Below are 16,050 nucleotides of genomic sequence, written 5' to 3' on the forward strand. Positions count from 1 at the left end.
TCAGTGCCCGGAGGTCGCCTTCAGCCCCACCACCGCGACCAGCAGCAGACAGACGAAGAAGATCCGGGCGGCGGTCACCGGCTCGTTCAGCACGACCATGCCCAGGATCGCCGCACCGGCCGCGCCGATGCCGACCCACACCCCGTACGCCGTACCGATCGGCAGCGTCTTCGCCGCATGCGACAGCAGCACCATGCTCGCCACGATCCCGAGGCCGGTGAACACGCTCGGCCAGAGCCGGGTGAACCCCTCGGTGTACTTCATCCCGATCGACCAGCCCACTTCGAGCAGACCGGCGACGATCAACAGAACCCAGGCCACGAGAACCTCCGACGACAACACGCGAGCGCGTGATAACGCGAACACGCGAACCAACACGGGTGCGTCGTCTTTGCCTGCCCGGTACGGCGCGTCTCGTCGGGGTGGTTCCACCGTAGCAAGGAACGGCAGGGAGGCCTGGTGACCATGGTCACCAGGCCTCCGCCCTTCGTCCTGCGGATTTCGTCCTACAGATACAACCCGGTCGAGTCCACCGAACCCTCGAACCGGTCCGCCGCCACCGCGTGCAGGTCGCGCTCGCGCATCAGCACGTACGCCACACCCCGCACCTCGACCTCGGCACGGTCCTCGGGGTCGTACAGCACCCGGTCCCCGGGCTCCACCGTCCGCACGTTCTGGCCGACCGCGACGACCACGGCCCAGGCGAGCCGCCGGCCCACCGCGGCCGTCGCCGGGATCAGGATGCCGCCGCCGGAGCGCCGCTCGCCCTCGGCGGTGTCGTTCCGCACCAGGACACGGTCGTGCAGCATGCGGATGGGCAGCTTGTCATCGTCGTGGGTCTTCTCGCTCACGCCCGCAACCTACCGTCACCGCACCGGCGCGCACGCCCGAGGGGGCCGTGCGGCCCGTGCGTCCCGTGCGCCTCCCGGAGGAGACCGGTCATCCGCGGCGGCGCTTGGAGACGGTGAGCAGCCCCACCACACCCACCACCAGCAGCGCGGCGGGAATCACCCGCTCCAGCCGCGGCGAGCCGTCCGCCGCGACGAACTGCGCCTTCACCTGTGACACCGAGCGATTCACCGTGACGAACGCGCGGCCGGCCGTGCGGTCCACGGTCTGAGCCGCCCTGGCCTTCGCGTCACCGATGATCGTCTTCGGGTGTACCCGCACCCCGATCTCGTCGAGCACCACAGCGAGCTGCTCGCGCCTGCTGATGATGTCCGCCTCGATCTGCGCAGGGGTCCTGGCATCCGACACTGCGCCGCCTCCGTGGTCGTGTCCGGTAAACCTTCGTCTGAACCTTCGTCGACAGTCTGTCAGCTCGAACCCCCGCACACCCGGCGGCACCCCTATTACGCTCGGTCCCGTCCGACCCGTGCACCACCCGAGGAGAACCACATGAGCGAGCGACTCAAGCCCGGCGACCCCGCTCCCGCCTTCACCCTTCCCGACGCCGACGGCAACGAGGTCTCGCTCGCGGACCACAAGGGCCGCAAGGTCATCGTCTACTTCTACCCGGCTGCTCTTACCCCCGGTTGCACCAAGCAGGCCTGCGACTTCACGGACAACCTCGACGTCCTGGCGGGCGCCGGATACGACGTCATCGGCGTCTCCCCCGACAAGCCGGAGAAGCTCGCGAAGTTCCGCGAGCAGGAGAACCTGAAGGTCACGCTGGTCGGCGACCCGTCCAAGGAGACCCTGGAGGCGTACGGCGCCTTCGGCGAGAAGAAGCTCTACGGCAAAGTGGTGACGGGCGTGATCCGCTCCACCGTCGTCGTCGACGAGGACGGCAAGGTCGAGCACGCCTTCTACAACGTCAAGGCCACCGGCCACGTGGCCAAGATCATCAGGGACCTGGGCATCTGACCTCCGGGCCCACCGCCCGGTCCGCCGCCCCACCCAACCCACCCCGGATGGGCCATCCGGGGTGGGCGAACCGGGCGCCGCCCCCTGCGCGCCGGGACGGGAACGGGACAGGAACGGGGATCCGGCCCCCGGAACGCTCCCAAGCCCCTCCACGACCGTTTCCGGCCCGTGCCGGACCGCGTCAGCCCTCACGTCTGCCCCGAAACGATGGCGCGATCATGTGAGGGACATCGCATCGAACCATGAAGTCGGTTTGCGACCGCCACGACCGCGCAGAAGCCTTTCCTGGAACACCCTGCTAGGAAAGGACCCGGCCATGGCGGCCCCCGACCCCCACCAGGCGGCCGACCCCCAAGCGGTCAAACGCCACCCCGCACTCTTCCGGGCCGCCCGGAAGCGCAAGAACCCCCGGCTGCGCCGGACGGACATCACCGTCACGGACGACGCCGCGGTGAAGCGCGCGGTGAAAGCGGCGTCACTGGGAAACGCCATGGAGTGGTTCGACTTCGGCATCTACTCCTATCTGGCCGTCACCATCGGACACGTGTTCTTCCCGTCCGGGAACGAAACCACCCAGCTCCTCTCCTCCTTCGCGACCTTCGCGGTGGCCTTCCTCGTACGGCCGCTCGGCGGCATGTTCTTCGGCCCGATGGGTGACAAGATCGGCCGCAAGAAGGTCCTCGCGCTGACGATGATCCTGATGGCGATCGGCACGTTCGCCATCGGCCTGATCCCCTCGCACGAGACGATCGGGATCTGGGCCGCGGTCCTGCTGATCTTCTTCCGGATGCTCCAGGGCTTCTCGACGGGCGGTGAGTACGGGGGCGCGTCCACGTTCATCGCCGAGTACGCCCCCGACAAGCGCCGCGGCTTCTTCGGCAGCTTCCTGGAGTTCGGCACCCTGGCCGGCTACGTCGGCGCGGCAGGCCTCGTGACGGCCCTGTACGCCCTCCTGAACGACGCCCAGATGGAGGCCTGGGGATGGAGGATCCCCTTTCTCGTCGCGGGCCCGCTGGGCCTGGTCGGCCTCTACCTGCGACTGCGCCTGGACGAGACCCCGGCCTTCCAGAAACTGGAGGGCGGCACGGCGCACGCCAGCGAGGCGGCGGACGGCGTGGAGTCCACGGCCAAGGGGGATCTGGCCAAGATCTTCCGGCATTACTGGCCGACGCTGATCCTCTGCATCTGCCTGGTGGGCGCGTACAACATCACCGACTACATGCTGCTGTCGTACATGCCGACGTACCTCTCCGACGAGCTCGGCTACAGCGAGACGCACGGGCTGCTGATCCTGTTGGCGGTGATGCTGTTCCTGATGACGTTCATCGCCCAGATCGGCAAGCTCTCCGACCATTTCGGCCGCAAGCCGCTGCTGATGACCGGCATGCTGGGCTTCCTCTTCCTCTCCCTCCCCGCGTTCCTCCTGATCCGGATCGACGGCATCCTCCCCATCACGGCCGGCATGCTGCTGCTGGGCCTCTCCCTGGTCTGCATGCTCGGCACGATGTCGGCGGCCCTGCCCGCCCTGTTCCCGACGAACGTCCGCTACGGGTCCCTGTCCGTGGGCTACAACCTCTCCGCGTCGATCTTCGGCGGCACGACCCCGCTGGTGATCACGGCCCTGATCAGCTGGACCGGCTCCAACCTGATGCCCGCGTACTACGCGATGGCGGCGGCCCTCGTCGGCGTGATCGCCGTCGCGTGCATGAAGGAGACGGCCCAGAAGCCCCTGATCGGCTCCCCGCCGTCGGTGGAGACGGACGAGGAAGCGGCGGAACTGGTCCACGCGCAGTCGCCGGAGCCGAAGTTCTGAGGCCTTCCCCTTGAGTGCCCCCTCCGCATTCCGGACGTAACCATCCGATAAACGGTTCGTTACTCCGTACGAGGCCGCGAACGTGCGGCCGGAAGCGGAGGGGGCAGGGACGTGGGGAACAGCCCGTACACGCGCGAGCGGCTGGCGGAGGCGGCAGCGTCCTCGCGGACGCTTTCGGAGGCGTTGAGGAAGCTCGGGGTCGATCCGAGGAGTCCGACGCGGCGGTACGTCCGTGACCGCATGCGGAAGCCCGGCGTGGACACCCGCCACTTCGAGAGCGAAGGTGTGCGCTGGACGAAGGAAGTGCTTCAGGCGGCGGTGGTCTCCTCGACCACCATGTGCGAAGTGCTGCGGCGGCTCGGCCTAGAAGTGGTCGGAGGTCAGCACACTCACATCAGCCGCCGTGTGAAGGCTCTGGGGATCGATACGTCGCAGCGACTCAAGCGGGCCATGATCGCTCTGGGCGCCGCAGAAAGGTGCGCCCTCTGCGGCACGGGCCTGACGTGGCGGGAAAGGCCTCTGCCACTTGAGGTCGATCACATCGACGGTGACTGGCGGAACAACCGGCCGGAGAACCTCCGACTCCGCTGCCCCAACTGCCGTTCGACGACCGACACGTATCGCGGTCGGGGCAGAGGGCTCCGCACCCCGGCACAAGGTGAGGCCCGGTGAGCGCCCGCAACGGCTACATACGGGAGCGGCTGGCCGAGGCCTGCCCTGAGGACCTCTCCCTGATATCCGCCGCACTCACTCCGCAGAGGGCAGTAAGCTGAGTTCTGCTGCGCGGCCGTGGCCAAACTGGTATCGGCGGGTGTTTTAGGGGCATCTGGGAGAAATCCTGTGTGGGTTCGAATCCCACCGGCCGCACGCCCACGATAAGGGGCCGTCCCGAGCGGGACGGCCCCTTATCCACGCTTCACCCCACCAACTCCCGCACCACCGGCACCAACGCCCGGAACGCCTTGCCGCGGTGGCTGATGGCGTTCTTCTCCGCCGGGGTCAGCTCCGCGCACGTGCGGGTCTCGCCCTCGGGCTGGAGGATCGGGTCGTAGCCGAAGCCGTATCCGCCGGACGGGGTGTGGCGCAGGGTGCCGTTCAGGCGGCCCTCGACGACGCGTTCGGTGCCGTCGGGGAGGGCCAGCGCGGCGGCGCAGGTGAAGTACGCGCCGCGGTGGGCGTCGGCGATGTCGCCGAGCTGGGCCAGGAGCAGGTCGAGGTTGGCCTTGTCGTCGCCGTGGGTGCCGGACCAGCGGGCCGAGAAGATGCCGGGGGCGCCGCCGAGGACGTCGACGCAGAGGCCCGAGTCGTCGGCGATCGCCGGGTGACCGGTGGCCCGGGCCAGGGCGTGGGCTTTGAGGAGCGCGTTCTCGGCGAAGGTGACGCCGGTCTCCTTGACGTCGGGGATGTCCGGGTACGCGTCCGCGCCGACGAGGTCGTGGTCGAGTCCCGCGTCGGCGAGGATGGCGTGCAGTTCGGTGATTTTCCCGGCGTTGCGGGTGGCGAGGATCAGGCGCGTCATGCACCGATTATGGCGGGGCCGCGCCGGTGGACCCTACGGCGAGCAGACCTTGCCGATCTCCGTCGCCGCGTTCGTCACCGGGGTGATGTCCGGGGTGGCGTCGCCGCTCTCGATGGACTGGCGCACGCTCTTGACGCCCGCCTGGAGGTCGTCGACCGCCTTGGAGAGGTCGGCGTTGTCCGTGGTGTCGTCGAGGTTCTTGAGCTCGCGGTCGATGTCGTCGAGCGCTTCCGATGCCTGGGTGATGTCCTCGGAGGCGCTGGAGACGGCCCTCTGGAGGTTGCCGACACTGGTGGCGACGGCGTCGGCGGTGCGGACGCAGTCGAGGGCCTTGTCGAGGCCGGCGCAGCCGGCGGCCGTGGTCAGCGTGAGCAAGGTGGCGGCGGTGGCGAGTGCGAGGCGTTGGTGGCGGCGCGAAGCCATGGTGCGGTCCCTCCCCGGGGATCGGTACGCGGACGGGCGCACGGTTCGACCCGTGCGCCCGTGCTCGTAACGACGCTGTGGCGTGCTTATTTGGTTGCTTCTTTACCCGGGGAGGGTGAGTCGTTACGCGTTCTGCGTGGTTGCGAGTGCGTCACGCTGGAGTGCTGCCAGGTCGACGCAGCCCGCGGTGGCCAGGTCCAGGAGCGAGCCCAGTTCCTTGCGGTCGAACGGGGCGCCCTCGGCGGTGCCCTGGACCTCGACGAAGCGGCCGTCGCCGGTGCAGACGACGTTCATGTCGGTCTCGGCGCGGACGTCCTCCTCGTAGCAGAGGTCGAGGAGCGGGGTGCCGTCGACGATGCCGACGCTGATGGCGGCGACGGTGTCGGTGAGCGGCTTGCGGCCGGCCTTGACGATCTTCTTGCCCTGAGCCCAGGCGACGGCGTCGGCGAGGGCGACGTACGCGCCGGTGATGGCGGCCGTGCGGGTGCCGCCGTCGGCCTGGAGGACGTCGCAGTCCAGGACGATGGTGTTCTCGCCGAGCGCCTTGTAGTCGATGACCGCGCGGAGCGATCGGCCGATCAGGCGGCTGATCTCGTGGGTGCGTCCGCCGATCTTGCCGCGTACGGCTTCGCGGTCGCCGCGGGTGTTGGTGGAGCGGGGCAGCATGGAGTACTCGGCGGTGACCCAGCCCTCGCCGCTGCCCTTGCGCCAGCGCGGGACGCCTTCGGTGACGGAGGCGGTGCAGAAGACTTTGGTGTCGCCGAAGGAGATGAGGACTGAGCCCTCGGCGTGCTTGCTCCAGCCGCGTTCGATGGTGACGGGGCGGAGCTGTTCGGGGGTTCGGCCGTCGATGCGAGACATGGGGCCGACTTTATCCGTTGGCGGCAGTGGGTCCGTTCGGGTGCGGTGGACCCGGGCGGAGCGTGGGTCCGGGTACGGCACAGGCCCCGCCACCGGTGAGGTGCGAGGCCTGTGGGTGCGGGCCTCAAGGGCCTGCGGGTGCGGGCCCCGGGGGCCCGCGGTGTCCGGCGGGGTGTCAGCCGGTCACATCATGTCTTCGATGTCGGCGGCGATGGGGTCGGCGTCGGTGCCGATGACGACCTGGATCGCGGTGCCCATCTTGACGACGCCGTGGGCGCCGGCGGCCTTCAGGGCGGCCTCGTCGACCTTGCTGGCGTCGTGGACCTCGGTACGGAGGCGGGTGATGCAGCCTTCGATCTCGTCGATGTTCTCGATGCCGCCGAGCCCGGCGACGATCTTCTCAGCCTTGGTGGCCATGCCTTCTCCCTGGTTTTCGCGTGCAGACGGAACGCCCGCTGCGGGTCCGTTTCGTCACGGTAACGCACGGTTGGCCCAACTTCGCGGGCGGGTAACCGGACTATCGCCAAAGATAACGATCACCGGTGCCCTGACTTCGGGGCGGGCCCCGGACCGTGACGCGACTGGTCTACACCAGTTTCCGACGACCGCCAAACGTGGCCTGTTCCGGAAGGATGCCGATGAGTTCGAGCGCCGCTGCGGCACCGCAGCCAAAATGGTGGAACGGGCCGGTGCAGGGCTTGCAGAAGGTCGGCCGCAGCCTCCAGCTCCCGGTGGCCGTCCTCCCTGCGGCGGGTCTGCTCGTCAGCCTCGGCAACCTGTCCGCCTCCTATCTGCACGGCGCCTTCTGGGACAAGACCTCCAAGGTCCTGCTCAACGGCGGGACCGCGATTCTCGACGGCCAGGTCGGCCTGCCGCTCCTCTTCTGCATCGGTGTGGCCATCGGCTTCGCCAAGAAGGCGGACGGCTCCACCGCGCTCGCGGCCGTCGTCGGCTTCCTGGTCTACCGGGGCGTCCTCGCGGCCTTCCCCATGGACGGCACGGTGACGGACGAGCTGCCCGACGGCGAGCCGCAGAACCCCGGCGTCCTCGGCGGCATCCTGATCGGCCTGCTGACCGCCGTGGTCTGGCAGCGCTACCACCGCACCAAGCTGGTGGACTGGCTCGGCTTCTTCAACGGCCGGCGCCTGGTGCCGATCCTGATGGCGTTCCTCTGCGTGATTCTGGGCGTGCTGTTCGGGCTTCTGTGGCAGCCGGTGGGTGACGGGCTGACCTGGTTCTCCAAGCAGCTCATCGACCTCGGCTCGTGGGGCGCGGCGATCTTCGGCTTCGCGAACCGGCTGCTGATCCCGATCGGCATGCACCAGTTCCTGAACACGTTCTTCTGGTTCCAGGCGGGCGAGTTCACCGGGGCGGACGGCGCGACCGTCCAGGGCGACATCTCCCGGTTCTTCGCCGAGGACCCGTCGGCCGGCCAGTTCACCTCGGGCTTCTTCCCGATCATGATGTTCGGCCTGCCCGCCGCGGCCCTGGCGATCACCCACACCGCGCGGCCCGAGCGCCGCAAGGAGGTGGGCGGTCTGATGGTGTCGGTGGCGCTGACGTCGTTCGTCACGGGCGTGACCGAGCCGATCGAGTTCTCGTTCATGTTCGTCGCGCCGCTGCTGTACGGCGTGCACGCGGTGCTCACCGGGGCCTCGATGGGCATCACCTGGCTGCTGGGGGTGCATGCCGGGTTCAGCTTCTCGGCGGGGTTGATCGACTACGTCGTCAACTGGCATCTGGATACAAGACCGTGGCTGATCATCCCGATCGGCGCGTGCTTCGCCGTGATCTACTACATCGTCTTCCGCTTCGCGATCACCAAGTTCGACCTCAAGACTCCGGGCCGGGAACCGGAGGAGATCGAGAAGGAGATCGAGAAGGATCTGACGAAGTAGCAGGCCGCCCGGGTTCCAGCCCGGTCGCGCAAGGCCCTCGGACCGCCTGGTCCGGGGGCCTTCTGCGTGTCACCGAACGTGCTGGGTCTGCTACCGCGAATCAACAGGGAATTGCAGGTTCCTTATCTAACCCTCACCGTGCTAAAACTGGTCTACACCACTGAGTGGTCCAGACCACGGCTGTCTGCCGCGTCTGTCGAGTCGCCGCCTCCCCGCATCAATGACCCGGGCGGCACCGTGCCCCATGGAGGATGTTGATGACCACGGCTGAGACCGCACCCGCGGCCGAGAAGAAGAAGGGCGCCGGCGCGATGGCCGTCATGCAGCGCATCGGCCGCAGCCTCATGCTGCCGGTCGCCGTGCTGCCGGCCGCCGCGCTCCTGGTCCGCCTCGGCAACGGCGACATGCTGGGGCGCGATTCGTTCCCGACCTTCATCACGAAGCTCGCGAGCTACATGGCCGCGGGCGGTGGCGCCATTCTCGACAACATGCCGCTGCTGTTCGCCGTCGGTATCGCCATCGGCTTCGCGAAGAAGTCGGACGGCTCGACCGCCCTGGCCGCCGTCACCGGTTACCTGGTCTTCCAGAAGGTGCTCGCCACCTTCACGGACGGCAACCTGCCCCAGGTCGCGAGCGTGGCCGACGGCAAGATCGTGATGAGCGACGCCCCCGTCAACGCCGGTGTCCTCGGTGGTGTCGTGATGGGCATAGTCGTGGCCCTGCTGTACCAGAAGTTCTACCGGACGAAGCTGCCCGACTGGGCCGGCTTCTTCAGCGGCCGCCGTCTGGTCCCGATCCTCTCCGCCTTCGCGGGTCTGCTCATCGGTATCGTCTTCGGTCTGATCTGGCCGGTGCTCGGCGCCGGTCTGCACAACTTCGGTGAGTGGCTCGTCGGCTCGGGAGCGGTCGGCGCGGGCATCTTCGGTGTCGCCAACCGTGCGCTGATCCCGGTCGGCATGCACCACCTGCTCAACTCCTTCCCGTGGTTCCAGGCGGGCGAGTACAACGGCGCCCACGGTGACATCGCCCGCTTCCTGGCCGGTGACCCGAACGCCGGACAGTTCATGACCGGCTTCTTCCCGATCATGATGTTCGCGCTGCCCGCGGCCTGCCTCGCGATCGTCCACTGTGCCCGTCCGGAGCGCCGCAAGGTCGTCGGCGGCATGATGTTCTCCCTCGCGCTGACCTCGTTCGTCACCGGTGTGACCGAGCCGATCGAGTTCACGTTCATGTTCATCGCCCCGGTGCTGTACGCGATCCACGCGGTGCTGACCGGTGTGTCGATGGCCCTGACCTGGGCGCTCGGCATGAAGGACGGCTTCGGCTTCTCCGCGGGCCTGGTCGACTTCCTGCTGAACCTCGGCATCGCGTCGAAGCCCTGGCTGCTGGTTCTGGTCGGCCTCTGCTTCGCGGTGGTCTACTACGTGGTCTTCCGCTTCGCGATCACCAAGTTCAACCTCCCGACCCCGGGCCGGGAGTCGGACGAGGAGCTGGCCGAGCTGCAGAAGGCCGAGGCGAAGTAGCCCTCAGCCGCCGTAGCCCGTACACACGGAACCCCCGCCTTCCCTCTCGGAAGGCGGGGGTTGCGTCGTATCCGGGACCGGACCCGTACTCAGAACTCGTACACCGCTCCCGGCGCGGCCAGTTCCACCGGCCCCGGGTAGACCGTCTGCGCGTCGGCGAGGTTGCGGTCAGCGTCCGTCCACGGCGGGATGTGGGTGAGGACGAGTCGGCGGGCGCCCGCGCGGGCGGCGGCCTCGCCGGCCTCCCGGCCGTTGAGGTGCAGGTCGGGGATGTCTTCCTTGCCGTCGACGAACGACGCCTCGCACAGGAACAGGTCCGCGTCCCGGGCCAGCTCCTCCAGGGCGTCGCAGGTCCCCGTGTCGCCGGAGTAGGCGAGGGTGGAGCCGCCGTGCTCGATCCGGATGCCGAAGGTGTCGACGGGGTGGCGGAGCTTCTCCGTCACGACCGAGAAGGGGCCGATCTCGAAGGAGTCCGCCTTGAGCGTGTGGAAGTCGAAGACCTCGCTCATCGCCCGGTCGGAGGGGGTGTCGGCATGGGCGGTGGTCAGGCGCTGCTCGGTGCCTTCGGGTCCGTAGACCGGGAGGGGGATGGGGCGGGCGCCGTCGTGGCGGTAGTAGCGCACGACGAAGTACGCGCACATGTCGATGCAGTGATCGGCGTGGAGGTGGCTGAGGAAGATCGCGTCGAGGTCGTAGAGACCGACGTGGCGCTGCAGCTCGCCGAGGGCGCCGTTGCCCATGTCGAGGAGCAGCCGGAAGCCGTCGGCCTCTACGAGGTAGCTCGAGCATGCCGAACCCGGGGACGGGAACGAGCCGGAGCAGCCGACGACGGTGAGCTTCATGGAGCGTGAACCTCCGAGACGTGGGAACGGGGAGGGTTCGTGCGGAAGGGGTCGTGCAATTCCTGCCGGAACGTTTTGCGGTTTGTCGAGCGTAAGGCGCAAAACTCCGCGTCGCTCCTCTGCCGCCTGCCGTTGTGGGGGAACTCACCTGCTCTGTCACCGGTTCGATGGAAGCGCGTCCACGGTGGGGCCCGGGCGCGGCGTCCGGCGCGGGAGGGGCGCCCGTCGGCCGCCGGTACGGTCGGGGGATGGACACGTTCTGGTGGGTGGCGCTGGTCGCCGTGGTTCTGCTGGCTCTCGTCGCCGCGGTGGTGGACGGGCGGGGGCGCTCGGACCGGGGGCCCCGGTCGCGGCGGCCGCGGCAGCCGGTGGGGTCGACCCGGCCGCCGTCGCGGCCTTCGGGTCCGGCGGGGCGCGGGGACGGGCGTACGCCGCGGGCGGGTGAGGTGTGGTGGGCCGATGTGCCGTACGAGGACGGGCCCGGGTCCAAGGACCGGCCGTGCCTGGTCCTCTCCGTACGGGGGCGGGGCCGGGGGCGCACGGCGCTCGTCGCCAAGATCACCAGCAAGCACCACGAGGAGCGGCCCGGGGTGATCGCGCTGCCCGCGGGGGCGGTGGGGGATCAGCGGGGGCGGCAGAGCTTCCTGGAGACGGATGAGCTGCGGGAGGTCCGGCTGACGGGGTTCCGGCGGCGGGTGGGGGCCGTGGATGCGGAGCTGTGGGAGCGGGTGCGGGGGTTGGGGACCGGGTGAGGGGCGGGGCCTTTCGGGGCACTGCCCCGGGCCCCGCCCCTCGATCGCCGGGCGGGCTGCAGAGACGTCCTCGAACGCCGGGCGGGCTGGAGTGGTGCCCGGGCGGGACGAAGGACGCCTACGCCCAGAGCTGGCCCTGCAGTGTCTCGATCGCCGCCTCCGTCGTCTCTGCCGTGTAGACGCCGGTCGACAGGTACTTCCAGCCGCCGTCCGCCACCACGAAGGCGATGTCGGCGCTCTTCCCCGCCTTGACCGCCTTGTTGCCCACGCCGATCGCCGCGTGGAGTGCGGCGCCGGTGGAGACGCCCGCGAAGATGCCCTCCTGCTGGAGGAGTTCGCGGGTGCGGGTGACCGCGTCGGCGGAGCCGACGGAGAAGCGGGTGGTGAGGACCGAGGCGTCGTAGAGCTCGGGGACGAAGCCCTCTTCGAGGTTGCGGAGGCCGTAGACCAGGTCGTCGTAGCGCGGTTCGGCGGCGACGATCTGGATGCCCGGGCGGTTCTCGCGGAGGTAGCGGCCGACGCCCATGAGGGTGCCGGTGGTGCCGAGGCCTGCCACGAAGTGCGTGATGGACGGGAGGTCGGTGAGGATCTCCGGGCCGGTGGTGGCGTAGTGGGCGCCCGCGTTGTCCGGGTTGCCGTACTGGTAGAGCATCACCCAGTCCGGGTGCTCGGCGCTGAGCTCCTTCGCGACGCGGACAGCGGTGTTGGAGCCGCCCGCGGCCGGGGAGGCGATGATCTCGGCGCCCCACATGGCGAGCAGGTCGCGCCGCTCCTGCGAGGTGTTCTCCGGCATGACGCAGACGATGCGGTAGCCCTTGAGCTTGGCCGCCATGGCGAGCGAGATGCCGGTGTTGCCGCTGGTGGGCTCCAGGATGGTGCAGCCCGGTGTCAGCCGGCCGTCCTTCTCCGCCTGTTCGACCATGTGGAGCGCGGGGCGGTCCTTGATCGAGCCGGTGGGGTTGCGGTCCTCCAGCTTGGCCCAGATGCGGACGTCCTCGGAGGGGGACAGCCGCGGGAGGCGGACGAGGGGGGTGTTCCCCACGGCCGCCAGCGGGGAGTCGTACCGCATCAGCGCATGCCGCCGGCGACGGCCGGGAGGATGGTGACGTTGTCGCCGTCGCTGAGCTTGGTGGAGATGCCGTCGAGGAAGCGGACGTCCTCGTCGTTGAGGTAGACGTTCACGAAGCGGCGGAGCTGTTCGCCGTTCGCGCCGTCGACGAGTCGCTCACGGATGCCGGTGTGGCGGCTCTCCAGGTCGGCGAAGAGGTCGGCGATGGTGTCCCCGTTGCCTTCGACGGCCTTGGCGCCGTCGGTGTAGGTGCGGAGGATGGTCGGGATGCGGACCTCGATGGCCATGGCGTGGGCTCCTGTCGAAAGCGGGGAGGTGGCGTGGGGCGCGCGTTTCTTCCCCCGCGCAGGGGGTGTGTACGGGTGGGGCTCGCGCGGATCGTGGCTCAGGCCGTGCGGCTCACGGGCAGGCTGCGGGCCGCGGACAGATCGCGCTCTTGAGCCTGCACAGGTCGACGTGCAGCCGCGCGACGAGCAGCGTGCCCGGCGTCCTGTTGCTCACGTCATGGGGAACCATGCGGGCATCGTATCGATTCCCGGTCCGGAAACCCGAGTGTGATCCCACATGATGGATGCTGAGCGACCACTATATGGACTCGGGTCGCCTGGTGTGGTCCTCCGGGAGGTAGACGACCGTGGGGGCGCCCGTCTTCGGGTGGGTGGTGACCTCGGCCGCGACGCCGTAGACGTCGCCCAGCAGTTCGGCCGTGAGGACCTCCTCCGGGATGCCGGAGGCGACGACCAGGCCGCCCTTGAGGACGTACAGGCGATCGCAGTAGTACGCGGCGAGGTTCAGGTCGTGCAGCGCCAGGAGGTTGGTGGTGCCCAGGTCGCGGACCAGGGAGAGGATCTCCAGCTGGTAGCGGATGTCCAGGTGGTTGGTCGGCTCGTCCAGGACGACGAGCGAGGGCTGCTGGACCAGGGCGCGGGCGACCAGGGCGCGCTGGCGTTCGCCGCCGGAGAGGGAGGCGAACGTACGGGGTCCGAGTGCGGCGACCCCCACCCGCTCCAGTGCCTCGGTGACGAGTGCGGTGTCGGCGGCGTTGTCCGGCTCCCAGAACCGCTTGTGCGGGGCGCGGCCCATCGCGACGACCTGGCCGACGGTGAGCTCGAACCCGGCGTGGCCGTCCTGCGGGACGGTGGCGATGCGCTGGGCGCGGGCCTTCACGGGGAGTGCGGCGAGGTCGTCGCCGTCGAGGAGGACGCGGCCGTGGGTGGGGCGCAGGGTGCCGTAGACGCAGCGCAGGAGCGTGGTCTTGCCGCTGCCGTTGGGGCCGACCAGGCCGACGGTCTCGCCGTCGGCGGCCGTGAGGTCGACGGCGTCGACGAGGTGGCGGCCTTCGCCGATGCCGTACGAGAGGCCCTCGGTGCGCAGGGTGGTCACGGGCGGGCTCCCTCGGGAAGTGACAGCCTCATGCGGGTGCTCCCTCGGGGCGGCGGCGCAGCATCCACAGGAAGAACGGGCCCCCGGTCAGCGCCGTGAGCACGCCCACCGGGATGTCCTGCGGGGCCGCGAGCGTCCGGGCGGCCAGGTCGGCGAGTACCAGGAACACCGCCCCGCCGAGCGCCACGACCGGGAGCAGCGCGCGGTGCGAGGCGCCGACCGCCATCCGGGCCATGTGCGGGACCATCAGGCCGACGAAGCCGATCGCCCCGCTGTACGCGACGAGCGCCCCGGTCATCAGCGAGGCGAGGACGAAGACGGCGGCCCGGAAGCGGGCGGTGTCCAGGCCGAGGACGGTCGCGCCCTCCTCCCCCACCAGGAGCAGGTCGAGCGGGCGGGCCAGGGTGAGGAGTACGGCCGTACCGGCGACCAGGGTGACCGTGGGGAGCGCGAGCATGTCCCAGCGGGCCGCGCCGAGGCCGCCGAGGGTCCAGTAGAGGACTTCCTGGAGGTGGTCGGCGCGGGCGGAGGTGACCAGGATCAGGCTGGTGAAGGCGGAGAGTATGTAGGAGACGGCGACCCCGGCGAGGACGAGCCGGTTGGTGGTGAGGCCTCCCCCGCCGCGCGCCAGGGTGTAGACGAGCAGCAGCGAGAGCAGGGCGCCGGCGAAGGCGGCGGCGGGGATCGTGACGGTGGTGGCGAGGGTGGCGCCGATGCCGAGGACGATCACCAGGACCGCGCCGGTGGAGGCGCCGGAGGAGACGCCGAGGAGGAACGGGTCGGCCAGCTGGTTGCGTACTAGGGCCTGGAGGACGGTGCCGATGACGGCGAGTCCGGCGCCGACGACGATGCCGAGCAGGACCCGGGGCAGCCGGACGTCCAGGACGATCGTGCGGAAGGGGCTCGCGTCCGCCCGGCCGGTCAGGATGTCGATCACCTGGCCGGGCGGGATGCGGACGGAGCCGAGGGCGAGGGCGGCGACCACGGCGGCTGCGAGGAGGCCGGCGAGGACGCCGACGACCAGGGTGTAGCGCAGCAGCCGCCGCGGTGCGGGGGTGCGGCAGGTCACGAGGTGGTGGCCGCCGGGTGGAGCTGGGCCGCGAGTTTCCCGACGGCGGCGGGGACGCGGACGCCGAGGACCGCGTCGGAGAGCGGCATGACCGCGAAGCGCTTGTTCTTGATGGCGGGGACGTCGGCGAGGGCCGGGTCGGTGAGGAGGCGCTTCTTCTTCTGTTCGACGGTGGTGGCGCCGTAGTCGTAGATCACGATCGCCTCGGGCCTGCGGGCGACGACGTTCTCCCAGGAGGCGTCCCCGAAGGACTTGTCGAGGTCGGCGAAGATGTTGGTGCCGCCGGCCCGCTCGATCAGCTCGTTGCCGATGCCCTTGCCGCCCGCGGTGAACGCGGTCTTGTCGCCGCTGTCGTAGACGAAGACGGGGAGCGGCTTCAGGTCCGCCAGCTTCTCGGCGGTCGCCGCGTTGTCGGCCTTCGCCTGCTTGATCCAGGCCTCGGCGCGGTCGGGGACGCCGAAGGTGCGGCCGACCTCGCGGATCTCCTCGTAGAGGGTCTCCATCGGGGTGTCGGTCTTGGCGCAGCTCTCGGTGTTGAGCCGGGTCCCGATGCCGGACTTCTCGAACGCCTCGCGGCTGCGGCCGTCGCCCGCGGTGAAGGCGCTGCTGTAGCCGCCGTAGACGAAGTCGGGGCCGGTGGCGAGGACCTGCTCGTAGGAGGGGTACTCCTTGGCGATGACCGGGACGGACGCGTAGTCCTTCGCGTACTTCGGCAGGACCTTGTCGTCGAGGTAGGCGGTGCCGGCGAGGGACTCGGTCAGGCCCAGTTCCAGCATGATCTCGGTGACGTGCTGGTTCATGGTGACCACGCGCTTCGGCGGGGCCTTGTACGTGGTGGTGACACCGCAGTTGGTGACGGTGTACGGGAAGCCGTCGCTCTTCGCCGTGGCGCCGTTCCCGGTGCCGGCGTTGTCGCCGTCCGGGGTGGAGCAGGCGGTGAGGGCGAGCGGGAGCAGCACGGCGGCGGCTATGAGCGCGGGGGTGCGCCAGGACATGGCGGGGCCTCTCCGGGGGATTTCCGCGTCCCCTGGT

Annotated in this window: 20 protein-coding genes, 1 tRNA gene and 1 riboswitch; of the genes, 7 read left to right on the forward strand and 14 right to left on the reverse strand. The window is 69.8% G+C overall.

Annotated features, from left to right (window positions below):
• The 3 genes from ABZ154_RS04340 to ABZ154_RS04350 all read right to left on the reverse strand — a co-directional run bounded on the left by ABZ154_RS04340 (position 1) and on the right by ABZ154_RS04350 (position 1,257).
• Entirely contained in the window at positions 1-321 is a 321-nt protein-coding gene (locus ABZ154_RS04340) for a multidrug efflux SMR transporter (RefSeq protein ID WP_018512395.1), read from the reverse strand.
• A 58-nt stretch (positions 322-379) separates the two neighbouring features.
• Positions 380-450, reverse strand: a riboswitch (guanidine-III (ykkC-III) riboswitch).
• Between the two features lie 56 nt (positions 451-506).
• On the reverse strand, positions 507-851 hold the full coding sequence (locus ABZ154_RS04345) for a co-chaperone GroES (RefSeq protein WP_128847394.1): 345 nt from the start codon (positions 849-851) through the stop codon (positions 507-509).
• 88 nt (positions 852-939) lie between these two features.
• A complete protein-coding gene (locus ABZ154_RS04350) occupies positions 940-1,257 on the reverse strand; it encodes a DUF3618 domain-containing protein (protein WP_356828892.1) in 318 nt (105 codons plus the stop codon).
• Positions 1,258-1,398: 141 nt separating this feature from the next.
• Here ABZ154_RS04350 and bcp point away from each other — a divergent pair, with 141 nt between their 5' ends.
• The 4 genes from bcp to ABZ154_RS04370 all read left to right on the forward strand — a co-directional run bounded on the left by bcp (position 1,399) and on the right by ABZ154_RS04370 (position 4,546).
• On the forward strand, positions 1,399-1,866 hold the full coding sequence (gene bcp / locus ABZ154_RS04355; protein WP_356828894.1) for a thioredoxin-dependent thiol peroxidase: 468 nt from the start codon (positions 1,399-1,401) through the stop codon (positions 1,864-1,866).
• Between the two features lie 316 nt (positions 1,867-2,182).
• Entirely contained in the window at positions 2,183-3,679 is a 1,497-nt protein-coding gene (gene proP / locus ABZ154_RS04360) for a glycine betaine/L-proline transporter ProP (RefSeq protein ID WP_356828896.1), read from the forward strand.
• A 111-nt stretch (positions 3,680-3,790) separates the two neighbouring features.
• The gene (locus ABZ154_RS04365) at positions 3,791-4,351 is read left to right on the forward strand and encodes an HNH endonuclease (RefSeq protein ID WP_356828898.1); all 561 of its coding nucleotides are present in this window, start codon (positions 3,791-3,793) and stop codon (positions 4,349-4,351) included.
• Between the two features lie 111 nt (positions 4,352-4,462).
• Positions 4,463-4,546 (forward strand) — tRNA-Leu (locus ABZ154_RS04370).
• Positions 4,547-4,595: 49 nt separating this feature from the next.
• Here the strand turns inward: ABZ154_RS04370 and rdgB are convergent.
• The 4 genes from rdgB to ABZ154_RS04390 all read right to left on the reverse strand — a co-directional run bounded on the left by rdgB (position 4,596) and on the right by ABZ154_RS04390 (position 6,899).
• Positions 4,596-5,198, reverse strand: coding sequence for an RdgB/HAM1 family non-canonical purine NTP pyrophosphatase (rdgB, locus tag ABZ154_RS04375; RefSeq protein WP_356828900.1), 603 nt, complete (start codon positions 5,196-5,198; stop codon positions 4,596-4,598).
• 33 nt (positions 5,199-5,231) lie between these two features.
• Complete coding sequence (locus ABZ154_RS04380) at positions 5,232-5,621, reverse strand: hypothetical protein (RefSeq protein ID WP_356828902.1); 390 nt, start codon at positions 5,619-5,621, stop codon at positions 5,232-5,234.
• Between the two features lie 123 nt (positions 5,622-5,744).
• Positions 5,745-6,482, reverse strand: coding sequence for a ribonuclease PH (gene rph, locus ABZ154_RS04385; protein ID WP_015608813.1), 738 nt, complete (start codon positions 6,480-6,482; stop codon positions 5,745-5,747).
• 183 nt (positions 6,483-6,665) lie between these two features.
• Positions 6,666-6,899 (reverse strand): PTS glucose/sucrose transporter subunit IIB, encoded by a 234-nt coding sequence (locus ABZ154_RS04390; protein ID WP_015608814.1) that lies wholly within the window; start codon positions 6,897-6,899, stop codon positions 6,666-6,668.
• Positions 6,900-7,120: 221 nt separating this feature from the next.
• Between ABZ154_RS04390 and ABZ154_RS04395 the strand changes: the two genes are divergently transcribed.
• Entirely contained in the window at positions 7,121-8,380 is a 1,260-nt protein-coding gene (locus ABZ154_RS04395) for a PTS transporter subunit EIIC (protein WP_356828904.1), read from the forward strand.
• 257 nt (positions 8,381-8,637) lie between these two features.
• Positions 8,638-9,903 carry a PTS transporter subunit EIIC gene (locus tag ABZ154_RS04400; RefSeq protein WP_356828906.1) on the forward strand — a complete coding sequence of 422 codons (1,266 nt, stop codon included), beginning with the start codon at positions 8,638-8,640 and terminating at the stop codon, positions 9,901-9,903.
• Positions 9,904-9,992: 89 nt separating this feature from the next.
• On the opposite strand, the gene ABZ154_RS04405 is transcribed toward ABZ154_RS04400, so the two are convergent.
• Positions 9,993-10,745 (reverse strand): MBL fold metallo-hydrolase, encoded by a 753-nt coding sequence (locus ABZ154_RS04405; RefSeq protein ID WP_356828908.1) that lies wholly within the window; start codon positions 10,743-10,745, stop codon positions 9,993-9,995.
• A gap of 248 nt (positions 10,746-10,993) precedes the next feature.
• On the opposite strand from ABZ154_RS04405, the gene ABZ154_RS04410 reads away from it, so the two are divergent.
• Complete coding sequence (locus ABZ154_RS04410; protein ID WP_356828910.1) at positions 10,994-11,497, forward strand: type II toxin-antitoxin system PemK/MazF family toxin; 504 nt, start codon at positions 10,994-10,996, stop codon at positions 11,495-11,497.
• 118 nt (positions 11,498-11,615) lie between these two features.
• Here the strand turns inward: ABZ154_RS04410 and ABZ154_RS04415 are convergent, their stop codons facing one another.
• The 6 genes from ABZ154_RS04415 to ABZ154_RS04440 form a co-directional block, all read right to left on the reverse strand.
• Positions 11,616-12,566 carry a cysteine synthase gene (locus ABZ154_RS04415; RefSeq protein ID WP_356828912.1) on the reverse strand — a complete coding sequence of 317 codons (951 nt, stop codon included), beginning with the start codon at positions 12,564-12,566 and terminating at the stop codon, positions 11,616-11,618.
• A complete protein-coding gene (locus ABZ154_RS04420; RefSeq protein WP_356828914.1) occupies positions 12,566-12,853 on the reverse strand; it encodes a MoaD/ThiS family protein in 288 nt (95 codons plus the stop codon). The genes ABZ154_RS04415 and ABZ154_RS04420 overlap by 1 nt, the downstream gene beginning before the upstream one ends.
• Before the next feature lie 112 nt (positions 12,854-12,965).
• A complete protein-coding gene (locus ABZ154_RS04425; RefSeq protein ID WP_356828916.1) occupies positions 12,966-13,082 on the reverse strand; it encodes a putative leader peptide in 117 nt (38 codons plus the stop codon).
• 69 nt (positions 13,083-13,151) lie between these two features.
• Positions 13,152-13,949 carry an ABC transporter ATP-binding protein gene (locus tag ABZ154_RS04430; RefSeq protein ID WP_356828918.1) on the reverse strand — a complete coding sequence of 266 codons (798 nt, stop codon included), beginning with the start codon at positions 13,947-13,949 and terminating at the stop codon, positions 13,152-13,154.
• Positions 13,950-13,977: 28 nt separating this feature from the next.
• Positions 13,978-15,018 carry an iron ABC transporter permease gene (locus ABZ154_RS04435; protein ID WP_356828920.1) on the reverse strand — a complete coding sequence of 347 codons (1,041 nt, stop codon included), beginning with the start codon at positions 15,016-15,018 and terminating at the stop codon, positions 13,978-13,980.
• The gene (locus ABZ154_RS04440) at positions 15,015-16,013 is read right to left on the reverse strand and encodes an ABC transporter substrate-binding protein (protein WP_356828922.1); all 999 of its coding nucleotides are present in this window, start codon (positions 16,011-16,013) and stop codon (positions 15,015-15,017) included. The genes ABZ154_RS04435 and ABZ154_RS04440 overlap by 4 nt, the downstream gene beginning before the upstream one ends.
• Between the last annotated feature and the right edge of the window lie 37 nt (positions 16,014-16,050).

Origin of the sequence: Streptomyces sp. NPDC006261 (assembly GCF_040613515.1) — a bacterium.
Lineage (GTDB): Bacteria > Actinomycetota > Actinomycetes > Streptomycetales > Streptomycetaceae > Streptomyces.